The 21,015-nt window shown below is 39.2% G+C and carries 23 protein-coding genes; 20 read left to right on the top strand and 3 right to left on the bottom strand.

What is annotated here, in order from left to right; translation table 11 throughout:
* Positions 1 to 16: 16 nt before the first annotated feature.
* The 17 genes from JG734_RS08935 (at position 17) to JG734_RS08855 (ending at position 17,012) form a co-directional block, all read left to right on the top strand.
* Entirely contained in the window at positions 17 to 181 is a 165-nt protein-coding gene (locus tag JG734_RS08935; protein WP_201332947.1) for a hypothetical protein, read from the top strand.
* A gap of 40 nt (positions 182 to 221) precedes the next feature.
* Positions 222 to 1,883, top strand: a complete 1,662-nt coding sequence (locus JG734_RS08930; RefSeq protein ID WP_201332946.1) for a nitrite reductase — start codon at positions 222 to 224, stop codon at positions 1,881 to 1,883.
* Between the two features lie 111 nt (positions 1,884 to 1,994).
* Positions 1,995 to 3,674 carry a cytochrome D1 domain-containing protein gene (locus tag JG734_RS08925; protein ID WP_201332945.1) on the top strand — a complete coding sequence of 560 codons (1,680 nt, stop codon included), beginning with the start codon at positions 1,995 to 1,997 and terminating at the stop codon, positions 3,672 to 3,674.
* Positions 3,674 to 4,777 (top strand): radical SAM/SPASM domain-containing protein, encoded by a 1,104-nt coding sequence (locus JG734_RS08920; RefSeq protein WP_201332944.1) that lies wholly within the window; start codon positions 3,674 to 3,676, stop codon positions 4,775 to 4,777. Before JG734_RS08925 ends, JG734_RS08920 begins: the two co-directional genes overlap by 1 nt.
* Positions 4,778 to 4,786: 9 nt before the next feature.
* Positions 4,787 to 5,884 (top strand): cytochrome D1 domain-containing protein, encoded by a 1,098-nt coding sequence (locus JG734_RS08915; RefSeq protein WP_201332943.1) that lies wholly within the window; start codon positions 4,787 to 4,789, stop codon positions 5,882 to 5,884.
* A gap of 58 nt (positions 5,885 to 5,942) precedes the next feature.
* Positions 5,943 to 6,710, top strand: a complete 768-nt coding sequence (gene cobA, locus JG734_RS08910) for a uroporphyrinogen-III C-methyltransferase (protein WP_201332942.1) — start codon at positions 5,943 to 5,945, stop codon at positions 6,708 to 6,710.
* Positions 6,711 to 7,037: 327 nt separating this feature from the next.
* Positions 7,038 to 9,641 (top strand): Sec-dependent nitrous-oxide reductase, encoded by a 2,604-nt coding sequence (gene nosZ / locus JG734_RS08905; RefSeq protein WP_201332941.1) that lies wholly within the window; start codon positions 7,038 to 7,040, stop codon positions 9,639 to 9,641.
* 206 nt (positions 9,642 to 9,847) lie between these two features.
* Complete coding sequence (locus JG734_RS08900; protein WP_201332940.1) at positions 9,848 to 10,633, top strand: cytochrome C; 786 nt, start codon at positions 9,848 to 9,850, stop codon at positions 10,631 to 10,633.
* Positions 10,633 to 11,850 (top strand): nitrous oxide reductase family maturation protein NosD, encoded by a 1,218-nt coding sequence (locus JG734_RS08895; RefSeq protein ID WP_201332939.1) that lies wholly within the window; start codon positions 10,633 to 10,635, stop codon positions 11,848 to 11,850. Before JG734_RS08900 ends, JG734_RS08895 begins: the two co-directional genes overlap by 1 nt.
* Positions 11,847 to 12,629, top strand: coding sequence for a 4Fe-4S dicluster domain-containing protein (locus JG734_RS08890; protein ID WP_201332938.1), 783 nt, complete (start codon positions 11,847 to 11,849; stop codon positions 12,627 to 12,629). The genes JG734_RS08895 and JG734_RS08890 overlap by 4 nt, the downstream gene beginning before the upstream one ends.
* Before the next feature lie 2 nt (positions 12,630 to 12,631).
* Positions 12,632 to 13,210, top strand: coding sequence for a hypothetical protein (locus tag JG734_RS08885; RefSeq protein WP_236586918.1), 579 nt, complete (start codon positions 12,632 to 12,634; stop codon positions 13,208 to 13,210).
* Complete coding sequence (locus JG734_RS08880; protein WP_201332937.1) at positions 13,207 to 13,707, top strand: c-type cytochrome; 501 nt, start codon at positions 13,207 to 13,209, stop codon at positions 13,705 to 13,707. Before JG734_RS08885 ends, JG734_RS08880 begins: the two co-directional genes overlap by 4 nt.
* Positions 13,708 to 13,717: 10 nt before the next feature.
* A complete protein-coding gene (locus tag JG734_RS08875; protein WP_201332936.1) occupies positions 13,718 to 14,629 on the top strand; it encodes a NapH/MauN family ferredoxin-type protein in 912 nt (303 codons plus the stop codon).
* Positions 14,626 to 15,264 (top strand): ABC transporter ATP-binding protein, encoded by a 639-nt coding sequence (locus tag JG734_RS08870; RefSeq protein WP_201332935.1) that lies wholly within the window; start codon positions 14,626 to 14,628, stop codon positions 15,262 to 15,264. Before JG734_RS08875 ends, JG734_RS08870 begins: the two co-directional genes overlap by 4 nt.
* Positions 15,251 to 15,721: a hypothetical protein gene (locus JG734_RS08865; protein ID WP_201332934.1), complete on the top strand. Its 471-nt coding sequence runs from the start codon at positions 15,251 to 15,253 to the stop codon at positions 15,719 to 15,721. Before JG734_RS08870 ends, JG734_RS08865 begins: the two co-directional genes overlap by 14 nt.
* The gene (locus tag JG734_RS08860; protein ID WP_201332933.1) at positions 15,718 to 16,545 is read left to right on the top strand and encodes an ABC transporter permease; all 828 of its coding nucleotides are present in this window, start codon (positions 15,718 to 15,720) and stop codon (positions 16,543 to 16,545) included. Before JG734_RS08865 ends, JG734_RS08860 begins: the two co-directional genes overlap by 4 nt.
* A gap of 11 nt (positions 16,546 to 16,556) precedes the next feature.
* On the top strand, positions 16,557 to 17,012 hold the full coding sequence (locus tag JG734_RS08855; RefSeq protein WP_201332932.1) for a nitrous oxide reductase accessory protein NosL: 456 nt from the start codon (positions 16,557 to 16,559) through the stop codon (positions 17,010 to 17,012).
* Positions 17,013 to 17,014: 2 nt separating this feature from the next.
* Here JG734_RS08855 and JG734_RS08850 read toward each other — a convergent pair whose 3' ends face one another.
* Together JG734_RS08850 and JG734_RS08845 are read right to left on the bottom strand one after the other, a co-directional pair.
* Positions 17,015 to 17,386, bottom strand: a complete 372-nt coding sequence (locus JG734_RS08850) for a hypothetical protein (RefSeq protein ID WP_201332931.1) — start codon at positions 17,384 to 17,386, stop codon at positions 17,015 to 17,017.
* Positions 17,386 to 17,958, bottom strand: coding sequence for a bifunctional precorrin-2 dehydrogenase/sirohydrochlorin ferrochelatase (locus JG734_RS08845; RefSeq protein ID WP_201332930.1), 573 nt, complete (start codon positions 17,956 to 17,958; stop codon positions 17,386 to 17,388). Before JG734_RS08845 ends, JG734_RS08850 begins: the two co-directional genes overlap by 1 nt.
* A 103-nt stretch (positions 17,959 to 18,061) precedes the next feature.
* Here JG734_RS08845 and JG734_RS08840 point away from each other — a divergent pair, with 103 nt between their 5' ends.
* The 3 genes from JG734_RS08840 to JG734_RS08830 are packed head-to-tail and all read left to right on the top strand — an operon-like array spanning position 18,062 to position 19,609.
* Entirely contained in the window at positions 18,062 to 19,054 is a 993-nt protein-coding gene (locus JG734_RS08840) for an Lrp/AsnC family transcriptional regulator (RefSeq protein ID WP_201332929.1), read from the top strand.
* Positions 19,047 to 19,400 (top strand): hypothetical protein, encoded by a 354-nt coding sequence (locus tag JG734_RS08835; protein WP_201332928.1) that lies wholly within the window; start codon positions 19,047 to 19,049, stop codon positions 19,398 to 19,400. Before JG734_RS08840 ends, JG734_RS08835 begins: the two co-directional genes overlap by 8 nt.
* Before the next feature lie 2 nt (positions 19,401 to 19,402).
* On the top strand, positions 19,403 to 19,609 hold the full coding sequence (locus tag JG734_RS08830) for a hypothetical protein (protein WP_201332927.1): 207 nt from the start codon (positions 19,403 to 19,405) through the stop codon (positions 19,607 to 19,609).
* Between the two features lie 3 nt (positions 19,610 to 19,612).
* Here the strand turns inward: JG734_RS08830 and pyk are convergent, their stop codons facing one another.
* The gene (pyk, locus tag JG734_RS08825; RefSeq protein ID WP_201332926.1) at positions 19,613 to 20,989 is read right to left on the bottom strand and encodes a pyruvate kinase; all 1,377 of its coding nucleotides are present in this window, start codon (positions 20,987 to 20,989) and stop codon (positions 19,613 to 19,615) included.
* Positions 20,990 to 21,015 lie beyond the last annotated feature (26 nt).

Genomic DNA, 21,015 nt, shown 5'->3' with positions numbered 1-21,015 from the left:
TACAAAAGGAGAAGTTATGATAGAACCATGCACAGATGTTGTATGTAGCTTTTGGTCAATTCTCAACCAAGGGCCAATGACGCTTACAATTACACTTCATACCCTGATCATCTTGCCGATGATCTGGATATATTTTGATGAGAAGAGAAAAATGGAGCAGGGAGATATCCCTAACGAGTGAAGCTATAGGGGAGGGGGAAATCAAAAAAAAGGAGAAACAAATGACTGGAAAAATTGTAATGAGCACTATGGTTGCTCTTGGGCTTTTTGCCTCTTCTACAGCTATGGCTGATGATGTTAAACTCAGTCCTGAAGAGATGAAAAAAGCTACGCAGATCTATTTTGATAGATGTGCTGGATGTCATGGGATGCTTAGAAAAGGTGCCCTAGGACCGAACCTCCTCCCGAAAAAAACTAAGCAATTAGGAACAAAAACGCTAGAGTATATTATCTATAACGGTACTCCAGGCGGTATGCCAGACTGGGGTGCTTCTGGTGAGCTTACAAAAGAAGAGACAAAGCTTATGGCAAAATTTATCCAGCTTCCACCTGTGTCTCCTCCAGAAAAAAGCATGGCAGACATGAGAAAGAGCTGGAAAGTTCTTGTGCCACCTGAAAAGAGACCTACAAAACCAGAAACAAAGAGAAACTGGGAAAACTACTTTGGTGTAGTACTTAGAGATGTGGGTAAAGTTGCGATTATAGATGGCGATACAAAAGAGCTTGTGAGTATCGTACCATCTGGATTTGCAACACATATCTTGAGGACTAGTAAATCTGGCCGCTATATGTATGCGATAGGTCGTGATGGGAAAGCGAGCGTTATTGACCTATGGATGAAAAAACCGCAAAACGTTGCGGAGATTCGTGTATGTAATGACGCAAGAAGTATCGATACCTCAAAAGCAAAAGGGTATGAGGATGAGTATGCGGTAGTAGGATGTTACTGGCCTCCTTCAATTGTAACACTCAAAGGTGATACATTAGAGCCAATTCAAATCGTATCAACCGCAAGTTATACCTACGATACAGGTGAATTTACAAGAGAGGCTCGTGTTGCTTCAATCGTTGCTAACCACCATAAACCTGAATGGGTTATTAACGTTAAAGAGACAGGACAGGTATGGCTCTATAACTACTCTGACCCTAGAAACCCAGATATCCATATGCTTATGGCTGAGAGATATCTCCATGATGGTGGTTGGGATTTGACAAAACGCTACTTCCTCGTAGCTGCAAACGCAAGAAATAAAGTCGTAGCAGTTGATACGAAAGAAGGTGAAGTTGCTGCAATTATTCCGACAGGAGGAGTCAAACCTCACCCAGGACGTGGTGCTAATATTAACCATCCAAAATATGGTCCAATTTGGTGTACAGGACACATTGGTAGTAATGATGTTGTCTGTATAGGAACAGATCCAACGTACCATCCACAATATGCATGGAGAGTAGTTGCTGATATTAAACTTCCTGGAGATGGTGGTGGTAACCTCTTTGTCAAAACACACCCAGCATGTAAATATATCATTGCTGATAGACCGGTTAACCCAGATAGAAAGCTACAAACACAACTCTATGTGATTGATAAGAACAAACTCAAAGTGGTTAAAACTCTCCCAATTCCTAGTAAATATACAAAAGAGAGAACTGTCACGGTCAATGGCAAAAAAATCAAAGTTAAACCTCGCGGTCCAGTGCATATTGAATTCAATAAAGACGGTGATGAATTTTGGGTAAGTGTGTGGGGTAATAAACTTGAACCAAGTGCAATCTTGGTCTATGATGCAAACTCACTCAAACTCAAAAAAGCTATTACAGGAGACTGGGTACGTACACCAACTGGTAAATTCAACGTATTCAACACCAAATACGATATCTATTAAGATCTCAAACTGGGGTTTTGCCCCAGTTTAAGTAAATTCTAGTACAATAATTGAAGAGTAAGAAGTGCCAAGATGCTTGGTAGTTCTTGCTCCTCATAGAGGAGTAAAACAATGAAGCAGGTAATAGTATCTATTTTTTTTCTCACTTCACTCTTTGCCACTCCTTTGGTGCATGAACTGGAAGCAACAGGTATACAAAATAGTGGCTATGATAGCTATCAAAAATATTGCGCGATGTGCCATGGGAAACAGAGAGAAGGAATTTCAGCCCCTCCGCTTCTCCCACAATTTATCAAACATCTAAATGATGAAAAACTTCACAATATTATTAAAAACTCTCTCCCACAAACTCTCATGCCAAAATTTTCATTTCTCTGTGATAAAGAGATAGATGCAATAATAGGCTATCTGCGTACTCCTGCTAAAAATATAACATGGAGTAAAGAGGATATACAAAGAAGTAAAAAGATCTTTCATAATCCTAAGAAAAATTTAGGGATAAAGAGTATAGATAATGTCACACTTGTTGTAGAGAGGGGAGCCAATCGTGTATGGGTGATGGAGGATGAGAAGGTTTTAGATAGATTTGCGTTTGCCAATGTCCATGGTGGACTCAAATATACTCTTGATGGGAAGAATTTTTATGTTCCTACAAGAGATGGATGGATAGGTCATTATAGCCTTGAGAATGGAAGGCTTGAGGCAAAAATCCGCGCATGTGTGAATCTACGCAACATTTCGCTTAGCCGTGATGGGAAGTATCTCTTTGCTACATGCCTTTTGCCTGAGAGGGTAGTAGTACTTGAGCGAGAGAGTCTTGAACCTGTTAAACTCTATGATGTCGATGGAAAAATTAGTGCTCTTTATGAACTCTATAGTAAAGATGAGGCTATTTTTACTCTAAGAAACAAGCCGAAACTCTACAAAGTAGATACAAAAAATCTGCAATTTAGTGCATATGATCTGGATAAACCGATAGAGGATTTTTTCATCGATCCTTTTGAAAAGTATATTATTGGTACGACACGACATGGTAGAGACTTGAGAGTCTATAACATACAAACACGCAAAGAGGTCTTTAGTGCGCCTATAGAGGGAATGCCGCATCTCTTTAGTGCTACCTATTGGTATAAAGATGGCAAATTCTATTTTGCCACCCCGCATCTTCGTAAATCTTTCATCACTGTGTGGCAGATGTATGATTGGAAGCTTGTAAAAAAAATCGATGTGGGAGGAGATGGCTTTTTTGTCAAAACACATCCAGCAAGCAGGTATCTATGGGTAGATAACGGCAGTGATGCATTGGTGCTTGTAGATAAGGATAAATATACTATCAAAAAGCTTATCCCAAGAAAAGGCAAACGCTATATTCATACCGAATTTAGTGGAGACGGAAGGTTTGCATATTTAAGTCTTTATGAGCCAGATGGCGATCTTCTTGTATGGCAGACAGATACATTTAGAGAATTAAAAGATTATCCAGCAAATGTTCCGGTGGGCAAATATAACTTCATTAATAAAAATAGAAAGTTTTATCCTAGACTTTTTGGATACTCTATTTTTAAAGAGAAGTGTTGGGGATGCCACCATCAAACAGCTATGGCTTTTGGACCGCCATTTGCGCAAATTGCCAAAAAAAGAAGTGATGCGCAGATAATGGCACAGATTGTAGATCCAGAGCATACGTACAAAGAGCTTGGATACAAAAGGAACGCGATGCCAGCGTTTGATCTTGGTCCAAAAGAGTTGCGATCGATCGTGGACTATATCAAAAGTTTTAAGGATAAGTAGTGTTTCGTCTCAGTCAAATGATAAAATCGAGTATCGAAGATCTACCAACGCGCAGACTTGGTGGAGCAATAGCCATCTGGAACTTTACTAATAGATGCAATCTCAGCTGTCTACACTGCTATTCCAAAGCTGGACTTGAAGCTACTGATACCCTCACTACGCAAAAAATTCTCCAAACTATTCCCCAGCTCAAACGAGCAGGTGTGAAGTTTGTGATATTTAGTGGGGGCGAGCCGCTGACACGAAAAGATATCTTTGAAATTGCTGAAGCAATGCGCGAAGAGGGAATTGCTACTTATCTTTCGACAAATGGTCTCTATATACACCATGCCAATGTCAAACGCATTATCGATACCTTTTCGTATATTGGAATCAGTATTGATGGAACGAAGGAGATTCATGACAGATTTAGAGGTTTAGAGGGCAGTTATGCAATGAGTCTCAAAGCGATCGATCTTATTCATGAGCATGGAGCAAAGGTGGGAATTCGCTTCACTATCACAAAAGAGACTATTGCTGCACTCGAGCATATATTTGCTTTGGCAGAAGATAAGGGAATTGATAAGATTTACATCTCTCACCTTGTCTATAGCGGAAGAGGCTTAGACAATCTCAAGATGGATCTTACAAAAGAGCAGCGAAAAGATGCAGTTGCTTACATCATACAAAAAGCCTTTGCATACTATGAAGAGGGCAAAGAAATAGATATTGTTACGGGAAATATGGAGATGGATGGTGTGATGCTTTTGCAAGAGATGGAGCGAAGAGATAAAGAGGCTGCAAAGAGGCTCGTGCAAAGGCTTTTACGGTGGGGTGGCAATAGTGCTGGGAGGAATCTTGTCAATATCGATAGTGAAGGCAATGTAAAACCCGACCCATTTTTCCCACGTACAATCGGTAATATTTTTGAGAGAGATTTTGACGAGATATGGTTAGACGAGACAAACCCTCTTTTGCAAAAACTGCGGCAGTTTCCGAGGAAAATCAGTGGAAAGTGTGAAAATTGCGAGTGGATAAGTATCTGCAATGGTGGTAGTCGACCAAGAGCCTGGGCAATACATGGTGATCTTTGGTCTGAAGATCCAAGCTGCTATATAGATTAAAGGATTGGTATGAAGAGAGTCTTGCTTTTTGTATTTGTGATAAGTACACTTTTTGCGCATGAGAAAGTTTTTGTGGTGGAGAGAGAAAATAGTGCGTTGGCAGTAATAGAAAATCATAAATTAAAAAATGAGATACCCAATATGCACAATTGCAACCATGCGGTAGTAAAGTTTATAGAGCGTGATGGTTATGTGATTACACGTGACGGGTATTTGATCAAGTTTGATCCAGTTCGTGAAAAAAAGGTAGCTGAAGTAAAGGCGAGCGAAAGTGCTATCGGATTTACTCTTGCAAAAGATTTTGTAGCGGTTGCAAACTATGCTAATAAAACTGTAGAGATTTATGATAGAAATCTCCACCATCTTCAAACTATTAAAACAGGGTCAAGGAATGTAGGAATCAAAACATACAAAGACTACCTTGTTTTTGCAGCAATGGATAGTGATGCTATATGGATAATGAAAAGAAAGACCAAGACCACTTTTGATAAATTTGGTATACCCCATAAAAAAATTCTCTTTTCAAAAGTCAAAATTGTAAAAAATGCTGGTGAGATGCCTTTTGATGCAATGATTAATAAAAATCTCTATGTAGTAGGTTTTTTTAATTCTCCATTTGTTGGAGTTTTAAATCTTGATACTTTTGAGTACAAGCGTGTCCCTTTGAGATTAGAAAAGAGAACTATTGTGTTGAAAGTGCCTCATTTTGGTTTTTGGTCGATCATGAAAGACAAATTCTTCATCCCAGCAGTTGGAGATAATAAAGTTTTTGTTTTTGATAAGGATTTCCATTTCATAAAAGCGATAGAAGTAGAAGGCAATCCTGTCTTTACCTCTTTGAGTCCGGATAGAAAATATCTTGCAGTAACATTTAGTGGTAAAAAGTTTCCAATAGTCCAGATTGTAGATACGAGTACACTTCAAGTAGTCAAGAGATTTGATTTTGGTGGGATGGTTTTGCATGTGCGATGGAGCAATGAAGAGCCACTTTTGTACGTCTCCAATAATGGCAATAGTGAAGTGATTGGAGTAGATATAAAAGAGTGGAAGCCAATTTTTAGTATTGCAGTCCCTAAGCCTTCAGGAATATTCATCTATAGAAATTGATACGAATCATTCCTTTTTGCTGGAGAAAATATCATAATTTATGAAAAAAGGATGCGTAATGGGGAAAGTCTATCTCACCGGAGCAGGACCTGGTGATATCGAGCTTTTAACACTTAAAGCAGCACGTGTAATTAAAGAGGCAGATATAATTATCTACGATAGGCTTGCTAATCCCCAAATCCTCAAAATGGCAAAAGATGGTTGTAAATTTATCTATGTTGGCAAAGAGGATGGCAAACACATTCTTCCCCAAGAGCAAATCAATCAAGTTATCTATGAAGCGGCTTTAGAAGCAGATGTTGTGGTGCGTCTTAAAGGAGGTGACCCTTTTGTCTTTGGACGAGGTGGTGAGGAAGGGAAATATTTGCGTGAACGTGGAATTGAGTTTGAGGTAATTCCTGGAATTTCTTCAGCTATCAGTGTCCCTGCATATGCAGGAATTCCTGTAACGCATAGAGGTGTAAGTGTTGGCTTTCGTGTAGTTACGGGTCATGAGGCTCCCAATAAAGAGGTAAGCCAAATCCCATGGCAAAATTTCAAAAGTGATGATACTATCGTTTTTTTGATGGGGTTGCACAATCTTGACGAAATAGCAAAGAAGCTTATCGAAATTGGAAAACCTAAAGACTATCCAATTGCAGTTATCTCCAAAGGAACAACACCTGAGCAAAAAACTGTTGTCGGTACATTAGAAGATATCTACGAAAAAGCAAAAGACCTTCCTACTCCTGCACTCATAGTAGTCGGAAAAGTAGTTGAACTTCGCGATACGCTTAACTGGTTTGAAAAAAATTTAGATTATGAAATAGAGTTTCAAATTTTATGAAGATTAATAAAAATCCCTAGGAATGCGGAAAAGAAGGAGATAAAAGCGAATCAATACTATCTGTATATATAATATCAATTATTAAAATTACTATAAGTTTAAAATATTCCTGTGTATTCTTGTTTTTAAGCTAGCGCTACTACCGCATTTCTTGGATGTTTCAAAAGGTTATAAACATGCTATTCCAAGCTTAAACGAAGGTTTGATTTATAAGGATCCCTTCATTTATTTATAAAAATTTTAAAAAATTAAGATTCTTTTTAAGTAATTACTTCTATAATTGGTAAATGTTAACCCAGCGTTAATCGCTTATAAAAGGAGGAAACGATGTATCAAGTCATGAAAAGGCTGATAAGCCTTATGGCGGCGGCGGGACTGGTTTCTACTGTTTCATTTGCACAAGGTGAGTTAGAAAAAATTATGAAAGAGCGTGGGTTGACGCAAGACGATATTCTTGCGGCAGCAAAAACCTATACCCCATCTGGAGGAAGGGATAAATATATTGTATTTAGTTCCGGAGGGCAGTCTGGGCAGATTATGGTCTATGGTGTACCATCGATGCGTATATTAAAGTTCATTGGTGTTTTTACTCCAGAACCTTGGCAAGGTTGGGGATATGATGATGATACAAAAAAAGTTTTGGCTGAAGGGAAATACAGAGGTAAGCAGATAACATGGGGTGATACGCACCATCCAGCACTTTCTGAAACTAATGGTGTGTATGATGGAAAATGGCTAGCAATCAACGATAAAGCAAACCCAAGAATTGCTATTATCGATCTCAAAGACTTTGTGACAAAGCAAATAGTTGTAAACCCTGTTTTCAAATCTGATCATGGTGGAGCATTCTTTACACCAAATAGTGAATATATCCTAGAAGCGTGTCAATATGGTGCACCTTTTGATAATGAGTACCATCCGATGGAAGAGTATGCTGATGTCTATCGTGGTGGGGTGACATGTTGGAAATTTGATCATAAAAATGGTCGCATCATTAAAGATGAATCATTCGTCATTGAGATGCCGCCATATATGCAAGATTTGAGTGATGCGGGTAAAGAGATGAGTTATGGCTGGGGATTTACTAACTCATTCAACTCAGAAATGTATACAGGTGGTATTGAAAAAGGTCTTCCTCCATTTGAAGCGGGGATGAGCCGTAATGACACTGACTATCTGCATGTGTACAATTGGAGAAAACTTGCTGAACTTGCAAAAGATCCTAAAAATGTGAAAATTATTAATGGAATAAAAGTTATTCCTATAGAGGTTGCAGTAAAAAATGATTGTCTCTTCCTCATTCCAGAGCCAAAATCACCACATGGTGTTGATGTAAGCCCAGATGGACGCTACATTGTAGTATGTGGTAAGCTTGATACCCATGCAACTGTGTATGACTTCAAAAAGATTATGAATGCGGTGAAAAATCACGATTTTGCGGGTAAAGATCCATATGGTATTCCTATTATTGATATGAAAAAAGCTATGCATTGTCAAGCAGAGCTTGGCCTTGGACCACTTCACAATCAGTTTGGACCAAAATGGAAAACAGAGGGGGAAATCTATACTTCACTCTATGTTGACTCACAAGTAGTTAAATGGAACTATCTCACTTGTGAAGTAAAAGATAGGGTAAATGTAAACTATAACATTGGACACCTCTGTGGTATGGAAGGAAAAACTGAAGATCCGCAAGGCGAGTATATTATTGCCCTTAACAAATTGGCAATCGATAGATTCAACCCGATCGGACCACTCCATCCACAAAACCACCAGTTAATCGATGTAAGCGGGAAAAAGATGAAACTCCTTTACGATATGCCGGTGCCACTTGGTGAACCACACCAAGCAGTTGCTATTCGCGCAAGCAAGCTCCATCCAGAAGTGCGTTATCCAATGGGAATCAACCCATTTACCGGAAAAACCCATAAAGGAAAAACTCTTGCTGGACAAGAAAAAATTGTTCGCAAAGGTAATCATGTCTATGTATATGGTACGCTTGTTAGAAGCCATATCAACCCAGAGCACGTAACTGTGAATAAAGGTGATATTGTCACATTCTATCTCACAAACCTTGAGCGTGCAGAAGATGAGACACATGGATTTACAGTGGACTGGTACAACGTTCATGCATCACTTGAGCCTGGAAAGACTGTAGCTGTGACATTCAAAGCAGACCGTGAAGGTGTGTTCCCTTACTACTGTACAGAGTTCTGTTCTGCATTGCACCTTGAGATGATGGGTTACTTGCTTGTAAAAGATCCAAATAAAAAATATAAATCTGTCAAAAAGATCAAACTCAAAAAAATGAGCAAAGAACAGCTCATGAAAGAGTATGAAAAAACTGTCAAACTCAACGAGGCTACCAAAAAAGTTATCCAAAGTGTAGTGAAATTCCTCAAAGAGAACCACTATGAAAAATATCCTGTTGTAAAACAGCTCGTTGAAGATGCTATGGATCAGTTCAATAAAGTGCCAGCTGAAGAGAAAAAAGCTGAAGAGGCACTCAAAAAAGGTGACATTGAAACTGCGATCAACTTCCAATACCAAGCATGGCAATATCTTGTAAAAACTGCTGATGTTGGAATTAGAGCAAAAGACCTTCTTGTGAAAAAACTTGCAACTCCAATGAGTGAGGCTGCAAAACGTGGTGAGGCTGCATTTGCAGAGGGTGGATGTAACGGATGTCACGTAATTGGTAAAGTAAGCTCTGGACCAGACCTTGTAGGTGTTCTCAAACGCCATGAAAACGGTGAAAAATGGGTGGCAGAATTTATCAAAAATCCTGCTAGTAAATATAATGATCCATATGTCAAAGCGATGATCGACTACTTCAACCTCCGCATGCCTAATCAGCATATGAGCGATCAAGAGATCAAAGATATCATCGAATACCTCAAGTGGGTTGACGAAAACGCCAATCTCTTTTAATGCATAAGGGGCCTTTTGGCCTCTTAATATATGTTATTTCAAGGTTATTTTTATTGTTTGTTTTCTCGAGCTACGATGTTGCCGCACTTTATTTAATAATTAATCCTAATAATAAAAATAAAATTTGATAATTTTTGATATATATCATAAAGAATTAGTAAAAAAAGTGGTAAGATATTCTCATTACACAATGTAAGGAAGAGAAGATGAAGAAGTATCAAATCTACGCTCTCATAGCGCTAGCAATACTGCTGTACTGGTTCGTAATTCCTGCAGTTTTAACCCATGATGTAAACTATTTGGCAAAGCAAGGTAAGGCGGATAAGATTCCTCCAATAGCCTATAAAGTGTGGGATTACTATATGAAAGGACGTTACGTAAGTCCTAATACACCACCTGAAGCGCTAGATAAAAACAAAAATCCGATTCTTAAAAAAATGATAGAGTACAATGCTGAAATAGGCGTAGCAAGCGCACCGATTTGGTACGTATCCCTTGAAGCTCCCAACTATCCAAAAGATGCATTTCCTGAAGGTATTCCTGTGTATTACCATTTTGATGGTTTTAGCGGTGATGTGCATGAGATGAATACGATTAACCACTTTATCGGTATGGATCCGATGGAAAGGGGTGCTCCCTATCTAAGAATGATCGCGCCATATGTATTAGTGCTCTTAGCATTTGTATATGTCCTGTTTATTCTTTATGATTGGAAATGGCTTAATTACATTATGTGGATAGCAGTGGCACTGCCTCTGATTTTCTTAGGATTTTACGCTTACTGGCTTTACTGGTTTGGGCACCACATGCACGACTGGGGAGCATTTAAGATCAAGCCATTTATGCCGACAGTTTTTGGAGATGGAAAGGTGGCGCAGTTTACCACCCACTCCTATCCTACAATCGGTTTTTGGCTCCTTTTGGCAATTAGTGCCTTTACGCTTTTAGCAATCATTTCAAAAAACAAGTATCTCAAACAAAAAGAGGCTTAATGCGCAGAGTTGCCTTGCTAGTATGTATCGGAGCTATTTTGCACGCCAATATATTGCAAGAGGCGATCAACAGAGCAAAACCAGGGGCTAGATTGGATTTGCCAAAAGGTGTGCTCAAAGGTTCTATTACAATAGATAAACCGCTCATGCTAGTGGGGCACGATACAATTATCGATGGGGAAGGGAGAGGGACTGTTATCAAGATTCGCAGTTCCAATGTAATTTTGCAAGATCTCACTATCCGCAATAGCGGAAAAGAGCACGAAAAGATTGATGCTGGGATCTCAGTAAAAGATGCTGCCTTTGTACAGATACGCAACTGCAAAATTCTTGACTCCCTCTTTGGCATAGATTTGCAAAATGTTAAAAATTCAAAAATCATCGGAAACTATATCACTTCAAAGCCTTTTCCTCTTGGCATTCGTGGTGATGGGGTGAGGCTATGGTATAGCAATGATAATGTTTTAAAAAATAATCATCTATTTAAATCGAGAGATTTTGTGGTTTGGTACAGCCATGGTAATCTCATTGAAGGCAATATCGGAGAGTATGGTCGCTATAGCTTGCATTTTATGTACGCAGGGAAAAATATTGTGCGCAAAAATATCTATAAGCACAATAGTGTCGGGATATTTTTTATGTACTCGCGAGACACCATTGCACAGAACAATACCATTATGAGCTCTTTGGGTACAACCGGTATAGGAATAGGGCTCAAAGATGCTTCAAATTTTATAATAAGCAACAATACAATTCTTTACTGTGCGAAAGGAATGTATATCGATAGATCCCCTTTTGAGCCGGGGCAAAGCAACAAAATTGTTGGAAACAAGATTTTATATAACTCCATAGGGATGCATTTTCATTCATTGAGTACTGATAATGAAATTACACAGAATGTCTTCAAAGGCAATATGGAGAATGTCTATGACGATTCGGGTCAAGGGCGCATTCATACAGTTATGAATAAATGGTATGAAAACTACTGGGATGACTATCAAGGTTTTGATCAAGATGGTGATGGGATTGGCGATGTGCCCTATACGCTCTACTATTATGCAGATAAGCTTTGGCTTCTCAATCCAAACATCAGATTTTTTTATGGATCACCGGTTATTAGTATTTTGAATTTTTTGTATAAACTGGCACCTTTTTCAGAGCCTATTAAATTGCTTACAGATCCTAAGCCGCTAATGCATGAAGAGGGGGTATCATGAAAGACAAAAAAAGAAGAGAGTTTGTAAAGCAGATGATCGGACTTGGTGTTCTTGGTCTGGCTGCTGCTGGTACTGTATGGGGTGGAAAAGAGTTGCTACAACGCGAAGAGTCACCACTGCGTCCCCCAGGAGCAATGCCAGAGCACCAATTTTTAGCTTTATGTATTAAATGTGGGCAGTGTTTGCAAGTGTGTCCTTACGATGCGATCATGTTGGAAGATGTTAATGGCAAAGCTGGACTTGGGACAGCATATATCGATCCAGACAAAAGAGGCTGTTATCTTTGCAGAGCATTGCCATGTATTTTAGCTTGCCCAAGTGGTGCACTCAAACATGAAGATGCCGATGATGTGCGCAAAACACACATGGGTGTAGCTGTCATTGCAAATGAGAGTGCATGTCTTGCCCTCAATAACAAACCGGTTCCAAAGAGCGAGAGGGATCTCATATTTGAACATACAAAAGTTTTGACTCCAGCTGAGCGCAGAGAGAAAAAAGTCTTTGATATTCCAAATCCGAGTGAAAAGCGAACACTGCAAGTGGAGCTTTTGAAAAAAGTAGAAAGTTATGTTGGTAAGCAGTGTACAATTTGTGCAGATCTTTGTCCTTATCCTGAGCAATCTTTAGCTATAGGAATGGTGAAAAAGGGAAATGGTTACATTCCAGAAATTAGAAGCAAATGTGTAGGGTGTGGGGCTTGTGTAGAGCTCTGTCCTACAGATGTACTCAAAATAATCCCAAGAAAAACCTATGATGAGGTTTATGGGAAAAAGGCTTAATTATGATGAAAATAGGTAGTAGTTTAATCGCACTCATCTTGCTTTTTGCGTTGAGTGGGTGTAGCGAAAAGAAAGAACAAAAGGAAAAACAGGCTGCAGTCAAGGGCGAGATTAAAATAACTGAGGGTGTAGTCAAAGAGCAAAAAGTGCAGAAGAAATCTCTTGACAAGGGAGAATTTTATTACTCTTACAATGAAGAAAAAAAGCAAAAAGAGGGAGTTGAGGATGAAGGAAGATATACAAGACTAGGCGCATATCGTCATGTGGTCAATAACTATCAAAAGGTGCAGATCTCCCTATGGGCAAATAAATTGAGTAAAGATTTTCTCATCTACTGCTCAGCTTGTCATGATGATTATGCAAATGGAGTTATTGGACCATCGCTTTTAGGTAAAGATGGTGCTTATATTTACAAGCAATTGCAAGATTTCAAATCAGGCAAGAGAAAAAATGTTCTCATGGTACAACTCGTGAGACGCTTGAGTGATGCACAGCTAAAAAAACTTGCAGACGAGATAGCAGCATTTAATAAAAAGGTGCAACAACTTCTTGAGCAAAATGGACAAAAGGATCAAAAATGATACGACATATCATAGCAGCGATAGCAGCAGCTCTTACGGTATGGGCAATTCTTTATATGGCAAAGCTTGATAGAGAGGTAAATAGATTGCAGATGATTCATGAGATTATCCAAAAAAGTAAACTTGAGGTGCCTATGGCGAAAAAGGCGGTAGCACCGACACCAACACAAAAGCCACAAAAAGCTGAAGAGAGCGAAGAGGAGAAAAAGCTGAAAGTTCTCAAAGAGAAAGCAGGGCGCATGAGTGCATTTGAAGTGAGTGCTACTTATAGAAGAAACTGTGCATCATGCCATGGTATCAACGGTGGTGGTGCAGTTGGGCCAAAACTTATTGGTAAAAGTAAAGAGGAAATTTTGCAAGCACTCAAAGATTTTAAATCTGGTAAACGTAAAAACTATGTAATGTATGGTCTTTTGCAACAGCTGAGCGATAAAGAGCTTGAATCATTAGCAGCAGAAATCGCATCATTTGCCCAAAAACTCAAAAAGGCACAGTAAGGGGGAGGACGTGGATAGATATAACTGGAGTGTACGGGAAATCATAGGTGCTCCCTTATGGTCAACACTCTATTATAAAACAAGAGAGGGAAAAATTCGTCCCACATGGCGTTTTTGGCGATGGCTGAGTATTATCATTATCAATTTAGTCTTTTTCCTCTCGTATCACATCGATATACAGTTTCTAGAGGGGACGCTCACAGGCTCAAGGCTTTTGGGCTTTCATTTGATCGATCCTTTTGCAGCATTGGAGATCTTGGCTGCAGAGCATCATGTCCATACCAACATCATCATAGGGGTTTCGACTATTGTGGCTTTTTATTTTTTTGTTGGGGGAAAGGCATTTTGTGGATGGGTCTGTCCCTATGGGCTTTTGAGTGAAATCGGGGAGTATTTTCATCAAAAATTGGTCAGCAAACATATCATTAAAGAGCACAAATTCAATCCCCGAGTACGCTATATCTTTTGGGCCATTTTTCTTGCTGCTGCAGCAATCGATGGATATATGGTTTTTGAAGTGATCAATCCAGTGGGAATACTCAGCCGCTTCATTGTGTATGGATGGAGTCTCGCAATTGTTTGGGTACTTGTTATTTTACTCATAGAGATCTTCTATTCACGAAGAGCATGGTGTAAATATGTCTGTCCGATAGGAACCACCTATAGCTTTTTGGGATGGGTGAGCCCTATGAAAGTCCAATGGGATATGGAAAAGTGTGATCACTGTGCAGCTTGTTTTATCGCTTGTCCTGAAGAGCATGTTCTTGAACGATTCAAAGCGAAATATGATCCAGAGCGTAAAGAAAAAGGAATCACTAAAGAGTTCGTTAAAGATGGCGATTGTATAATGTGTGCAAGATGTTTTGATGTGTGTCATGAGGATGCGTATAACTTCGAATTCCGATTGAAGAATCTTGTATGATAGAAGTACGGCAAGCTACCAAACGATTTTTAGATGTCAATGTATTAGATGAGATCGATTTAACCATCGAAGATGGTGACAAGATTGCTTTGATGGGTCCCAATGGAGCCGGAAAGACAACGCTTGTACGCTCCATTTTGGGATTTTACCATCTTGATAGTGGATCTATTCGCGTCAACGGATCTGACCCTATCAAAGAGCGGCAAAACGTTTTGCATCATATCAGCTTCATTCCCCAAACTCCTCCTCCTATCAAACTAAGTCTCATAGAACTGATGGAGTATGTCTCAAAAAGTTCTAGTGTGAAAAGAGAGTCTATCGAGCAAGAGGCCAAAAAGATGGATCTTGCTTTGGAGAAGAACTTATCCAAGCCCTTTTTTAAACTCAGTGGAGGGATGAAGCAAAAGATGCTCATTGCCATTGCTTTGGCGAAAAATAGTGATATTTTAATCTTTGATGAGCCTACGGCAAATCTCGATCCAAAGGCGAGAGAGCGATTTTATAGCTTGCTTGAGGAACTTGATCAAAAGGTGACGACGATCTACATAACGCACCGATTGGAAGAGGTGGAGTCACTAATCAATAGAAAGATCTATATGGATCTTGGAAAGGTGGTGGAAGATGAGAGGGTTTAAAGTTTGGAGTTTTTTTCTGGCACAGTTATTGGTCATAGGAGCTTTTTTTATAGCAGGATGTTCAAAAAAAGACTATACCAAAGAGCCACCACCGATTCATTGGGATCGGGATCTATGTGATCGGTGTAAAATGGCTATCAGTGAGCGAAAATTTGCAGTACAGGCTGTAGATGATCATCAAAAGGTATACAGGTTTGATGATATCGGATGTTATGTGCTTTGGAAGCGGTCTCATCCAGATATCCACATTGTCAAAGTATGGATTACTGATGCGAAAACTGGGAAGTGGATTGATGCGAAAAAAGCCCGCTATGTCAAAGGCTATACTACTCCTATGGATTTTGGATATGGAGCACTTTTGCCAAGTGAGGCAGGGGATAAAGGACTTAGTTATGAAGAGATGGAAAAAACGATCAAAAAAAGAAAAATGCACAAAATGCATATGGAGCAACATTGAAAAATCTATTCCTCATTTCTAAACTCGATATCAAAGAATCCACAAGAAGTCGGTGGTTTCTTGTCTATTTGCTGGTCTTTGGTGGCTTGATGGCTCTTTTTTTCATTACAGGCATTACCGATAGTGTTGTGATGGGTTTTACTGGGCTTAGCAGACTACTTCTTGTTTATATGCAAGTAACAATTGTAATTTTGCCGATTTTCATCCTCATTACAACAGTGAAGTCGATTTCTGGTGATAGAGAGAGTGCGATACTAGAATATATGCTCTCCTTTCCTGTTTCATTGAAAGAGTACTACTGGGGGAAAATGCTTGGCAGATTTTTTATTGTTTTTGTTCCCGTTTTTTTAGCGCTTATTTTGGGTGTGATTTGGGGAGTCTTTAAGGGTGGCGAGTTACCATGGAAAATGCTTTTGGTTTACAGTGCTTTTTTGTTTAGTATGTGTGCTGCCTTCTTGGGAATAGCCTTTTTTATCTCTACCATTGTAAAATCACATGATGTAGCCCTGGGGGCTAGCTTTGTTGTCTGGATTACACTTCTTGCATTTTTGGATATTGCGCTGATTGGACTTATGCTTGCTAATAGGTGGAGTGATGAGGTGATCATCTCGATTGCGCTGCTCAATCCTTTAGAAGTGTTCCGGGTAGGGGCTATGAGCCTATTTGATCCGGAACTCACTGTGATGGGGCCAGTAGCGTACTTTTTACTTGATAATTTTGGACATACGCCATTTATTTTGTATGCAATTTTTTATCCGCTATTTGTAGGTTTTTTCTTTGCAGCTCTTGGATATTACTTTTTCAAAAAGCGAGATCTTTTATAAGAGGAGGGGTTATGAGACGTATAGCAGTGCTTATTTTGTTTGTTGTTGCACTTTTTGCTAAGGTTGTCAAAGATCCTGTCTATCATATTGATGTCAACAAATATCCAAAGTTTCAAGCAAAAATAGAGCTTGCAAATGGTAAAACAGTTCTCTTTTGCTGTCCAAAATCGATGTTTTATTTTTATCTGCGTCCATATGAGTTTCCTGAATATAATGTAACAAAAGAGACCGATTTTAAAAAGTTGATGGTAAAAGACTACATCAGTGGTGATTGGATTAGAGCAGAAGGTGCAATCTATGTGTTTGGCAGTCGCCTCCAAGGGCCAAAGGGTGACGACCTGATCCCTGTGAGAAACAGTGACGCACTCAATGTTTTTCGACTCAAATATGGTGGTACCAAGACATTAACATTTCCGGAAATAGTACATAAGGGTATTGGTCTTATCAAATATCTTGATATGCCATAATCTTAGAGTCCAAAAAATTTCTTTACCCATTCCCGCTCTTTTTGATTGAGTTGGATTTTTTTGACAGGATGTCCATTGTCATCAAGAATGACGAGGATATCGCCACTGAGCAAGAGGTGTTTTTTGCCCCATTTTCTTAGCAGTTCATCAAAAGCTACATAAACTTTCACATTATCGATATTGAGATCTTTACCGGTTCTTTTATCTACAATATCGATACCACCAAGCTCTTTTTGGATAGTGTAGGGAAAATAGGGCAAAATCTGCTCATATACACGCTTATTTTTAGGAGCTGGAAGATTTTGGTAAAAAAGTGCAAGACTCACAAACAAAAATGTAAAGAAGATCGCCCAAAGAATCTTTTTGCTATACATTATTTTTCCTTAAAGAGTTTTTGTATAAATTCTTTTGCTTTGCTATCAAGCAGTTGCATTCGCTCTATTCCTTTTGGAAGAGTTTTGCGAAGATTTTTGAGTTCATCCAAAAACTCTTCGAGATTGTCTGGAAGAAGTTTTTCGATAGCTCTACGTAAATATTTGGCAAAAGCGGGAGAAGCACCACTTGTAGAGATTGCGATTGTAAGATCTCCACGTTTAATGTAAGAGGGGAAGATAAAGTCACAATACTCTACGCTATCTACTGCGTTGCAAAGGGTTCGACTTTGTTGGCACTCTTGGTATACCTCTTTTTGTACTTCTATATTATCAACTGCTACAATAACGAGAAAAAAACCTTGTGTATCACCACTTTTGAATCTTCGTGGAAGATAGGCGAGATTGTGACACTCTATAAACTCTTGCATAGATGATGAGAGATCAGGAGAGATAATAGTAATGTTTTTGGTAAAGTCGAGCATATGAGAGAGCTTATCAGTTGCGATTTTGCCTCCACCAATAATGAGAACTTTTTTGTTTTGCAGTTTTAAAAAGGCTGGAAAATATCCCATATCACTCCTTTTTCGACATTGTATCATAGCTAAAACTGGGAGCTTTTGATAGATATCAAGGTATTGCAAGGTTAAAATATATACAATGGCAAAAAGGAGTGATATGGAAGAGAGACTCATAACATTACTGCAGCAAGAGTTTCCCATTTGTCAAAGACCTTTTGCCAAATTGGCAGCACAATTAGAAACAAGTGAAGATAAAGTGCTTGACATTTATAAAAAATTCAAAGATGAGGGAATTATCCGTCAAACTTCTGCTATTTTTGATACAAAATCATTAGGGTATAGCTCCTCTTTAGTTGCATTTAAAGTAGAGGATATTGAAAGTTCCGCAACATTTATAAATACCCATCCGGGAGTTTCACACAATTATGAGAGAGACCACGATTTTAATCTATGGTTTACAATAGCTGTTGCCCCAGATAGTAAGTTGGGATTGGAAAAGACAGTTGAAGTTTTGGCAAAGAGGAGTGATGCGCAAGAATATATTATCTTGCCTACAAAAAAGATGTTCAAAATCAAAGTACAGCTAGATCCTCGTGGCATGGGGAAGAAAAAAGAGAAGGTAGAGAAGAAGAAAAAGGTATCATTTGATCTTACTCCGTTACACTACAACCTTATAAAACTATTGCAAGAAGATATTGATGCAGTGCATGAGCCTTTTGCAAAGGTGGTAGAGGAACTTGGTATCGATTATGATACATTGGCGCAGGAGGCTAAAAGATTGCAAGAGGGTGGATATATGCGCCGTTTTGCTACTATTTTACGTCACCGCAAAGCAGGGTTTAGCGCCAATGCGATGGTAGTATGGGATGTGGATGAAAAAAAAGCCGAAGAGATAGGAGAAAAAGTCGCAGCCTATAAAGCCGTGAGTCACTGCTATTTGCGTCCCACATATCCCAATTGGCCATATAGTCTCTTTAGCATGGTGCATGGAAAGAGCAAAGAGGAGGTAGAAGAGGTGGTAGAGGAGATTGCCAAAGAGATCAAGCCACGTGATTATCGCTATCTCTACTCAACGAGGGAGTTTAAAAAAGAGCGTATCAAATATTTTAGTGACGCATTTTATGAGTGGGAGAGGAGATATGGTGGTTGATTTTTTGCGAGAAGAGCTTGTGTATATCCTCATAGCTCTATTTATTATGGCAATCGCTGCTTTTGTTGTGACACGTCCCTTTGTTGATCTCAATGCCAAAAAGGTGCTAGGAACCCTCGGAGTTGTACTCTTTGCGGCTTTGCTTGCACACTACAGTTGGCGTATGCACCATATCAAAGAGGTCAAAGCAGCCTTTGAGCAGGGCAAAAATATTTTATGCCTTGATAAAACCAACAAAATAGGCTATGTTCTTGTGAAGAAGGGTGAGTGGAAACTCAAGGGAGATGAGCTTGTTCATCCAGAATTTCCCCGCGGATATAATGTGCGATCATGTATAGAGGAGTAGCTATGGCTGAAGAGACTCAAATGCCACAAGAGAAAAAAGAGGTAATAATTACGGGACTTAAGATCCCCTTTTGGGATCTTGTCTGGTTTATGGTGAAGTTTGCATTTGCTTCTATTCCGGCACTTTTTATAATCTATTTTATTATTGGACTATTCTCAGCACTAATTGGGATATTTGTAGGAGGATTTGCAGGACATCCACAGATGTGATCCTTATACTTCAACGACCCGTATCATATTGGTTGTTCCCTCTTTGCCGACAATACTTCCCATTGTGAGGATGATTGTATCACCTGGTGCTATAATCTTTTCTCTTTGTGCGACATCAAGAAATTTCTGAATAAGGTTTTCTGGATTTTTGATTTTTGGCATTTCTAAAATCTCTTGCACACCCCATACTAGCGAGAGTTTATGCGAAGTTTTTTTATCATGTGTGACAGCGATGATAGGGGCTTGGGGGCGATATTTGGCTATACTTTTGACAGTTGTTCCGCTACTTGTAAAAGAGACGATTGCTTTTGGAGCGATAGATTTACAAAGGTCTGCTACGCTTCCTGCAATTGCATCGACATCTTTGCCCTCATAGCGCTTGTAAAATGGGTAGATACTCATAGTCTCTTTGATTACTTTACGGAGTGTTTCTACAGCTTCAATCGGATATTTGCCCACTGTTGTCTCATCACTGAGCATGACTGCATCACTTCCATCCATCACTGCATTAGCCACATCGCTTACTTCCGCACGGGTTGGAAATGGTGAGTTGACCATTGAAAGGAGCATCTGCGTTGCAGTGATGACAGGTTTTCCGAGACGATTTGCTTCTTTGATGATACGTTTTTGTATGACAGGAACCTTCTCGATTCCCACTTCAATGCCCAAATCTCCTCGTGCTACCATTACTCCGTCACTGGCTTGTAAGATGGATGCAAGATTTTCTACCGCTTTTTTTGTTTCTATCTTGGCAACTATCCAAGGATTTGCTCCCTCTTGGCGCAAAATTTCGCGAGCTTTTTGGATATCTTGTGCACTATTTACAAAGCTTATCGCTACTATATCGATTCCCTCTTTTGCACCAAAGCGCAAATCCTTTTCATCTTTTGGTGTAATAGCACTGAGGCTCAGATTGGAGTGAGGGAAATTAACACCTTTTCGACTAGAGAGGACTCCTGCATTTTTAACTATGAGAGTAGCACTATGAGGGTCTTTCTCTACTACTTTTGCTCTGATAGTGCCATCAGCAAAGAAGACATATTCTCCTACTTGCAAATCATCAATTATTTCAGGAAAGCTTAGGGTAAGGTCATATTTTGAAGTAGGTTGGTCTTTGACAAGACGGATTTTATCGCCTTTGTTGAGTTCTAAGATCCCATCAATTTCACCTATACGAATCTTTGGTCCGCTAATATCTTGTAAAATTGCTGTTTTGCTTCCAAGTTTTTTTGCAGTCTCTCTTATTTTATTAATTGCTTTTTTATGAATGTTATGGTCTGCATGGCTAAAGTTAAGACGAAAAACGTTAACACCTGATTTGATCAGTTTATCAATTTTATCTTGCGAGCTTGGTCCTAATGTGGCAACTATTTTTGTCATGTTACTCCTTTGTGTCATCTTATCTA

The organism is Nitratiruptor sp. YY09-18, assembly GCF_016593235.1.
Classification (GTDB): Bacteria; Campylobacterota; Campylobacteria; order Campylobacterales; family Nitratiruptoraceae; genus Nitratiruptor.
The sequence above is the reverse complement of the archived record's forward strand: the minus strand, read 5'-3'. Positions and strand labels throughout refer to the sequence as shown.

Excerpts from the sequence above, each read along its gene's own strand:
- JG734_RS08935 (WP_201332947.1), top strand. The coding sequence starts at position 17 with ATGATAGAACCATGCACAGATGTTGTATGTAGCTTTTGGTCAATTCTC.
- JG734_RS08930 (WP_201332946.1), top strand. The coding sequence starts at position 222 with ATGACTGGAAAAATTGTAATGAGCACTATGGTTGCTCTTGGGCTTTTT.
- JG734_RS08925 (WP_201332945.1), top strand. The coding sequence starts at position 1,995 with ATGAAGCAGGTAATAGTATCTATTTTTTTTCTCACTTCACTCTTTGCC.
- JG734_RS08915 (WP_201332943.1), top strand. The coding sequence starts at position 4,787 with ATGAAGAGAGTCTTGCTTTTTGTATTTGTGATAAGTACACTTTTTGCG.
- cobA (WP_201332942.1), top strand. The coding sequence starts at position 5,943 with ATGGGGAAAGTCTATCTCACCGGAGCAGGACCTGGTGATATCGAGCTT.
- nosZ (WP_201332941.1), top strand. The coding sequence starts at position 7,038 with ATGTATCAAGTCATGAAAAGGCTGATAAGCCTTATGGCGGCGGCGGGA.
- JG734_RS08900 (WP_201332940.1), top strand. The coding sequence starts at position 9,848 with ATGAAGAAGTATCAAATCTACGCTCTCATAGCGCTAGCAATACTGCTG.
- JG734_RS08895 (WP_201332939.1), top strand. The coding sequence starts at position 10,633 with ATGCGCAGAGTTGCCTTGCTAGTATGTATCGGAGCTATTTTGCACGCC.
- JG734_RS08890 (WP_201332938.1), top strand. The coding sequence starts at position 11,847 with ATGAAAGACAAAAAAAGAAGAGAGTTTGTAAAGCAGATGATCGGACTT.
- JG734_RS08885 (WP_236586918.1), top strand. The coding sequence starts at position 12,632 with ATGATGAAAATAGGTAGTAGTTTAATCGCACTCATCTTGCTTTTTGCG.
- JG734_RS08880 (WP_201332937.1), top strand. The coding sequence starts at position 13,207 with ATGATACGACATATCATAGCAGCGATAGCAGCAGCTCTTACGGTATGG.
- JG734_RS08870 (WP_201332935.1), top strand. The coding sequence starts at position 14,626 with ATGATAGAAGTACGGCAAGCTACCAAACGATTTTTAGATGTCAATGTA.
- JG734_RS08865 (WP_201332934.1), top strand. The coding sequence starts at position 15,251 with ATGAGAGGGTTTAAAGTTTGGAGTTTTTTTCTGGCACAGTTATTGGTC.
- JG734_RS08855 (WP_201332932.1), top strand. The coding sequence starts at position 16,557 with ATGAGACGTATAGCAGTGCTTATTTTGTTTGTTGTTGCACTTTTTGCT.
- JG734_RS08850 (WP_201332931.1), bottom strand. The coding sequence starts at position 17,386 with ATGTATAGCAAAAAGATTCTTTGGGCGATCTTCTTTACATTTTTGTTT.
- JG734_RS08845 (WP_201332930.1), bottom strand. The coding sequence starts at position 17,958 with ATGGGATATTTTCCAGCCTTTTTAAAACTGCAAAACAAAAAAGTTCTC.
- JG734_RS08840 (WP_201332929.1), top strand. The coding sequence starts at position 18,062 with ATGGAAGAGAGACTCATAACATTACTGCAGCAAGAGTTTCCCATTTGT.
- JG734_RS08830 (WP_201332927.1), top strand. The coding sequence starts at position 19,403 with ATGGCTGAAGAGACTCAAATGCCACAAGAGAAAAAAGAGGTAATAATT.
- pyk (WP_201332926.1), bottom strand. The coding sequence starts at position 20,989 with ATGACAAAAATAGTTGCCACATTAGGACCAAGCTCGCAAGATAAAATT.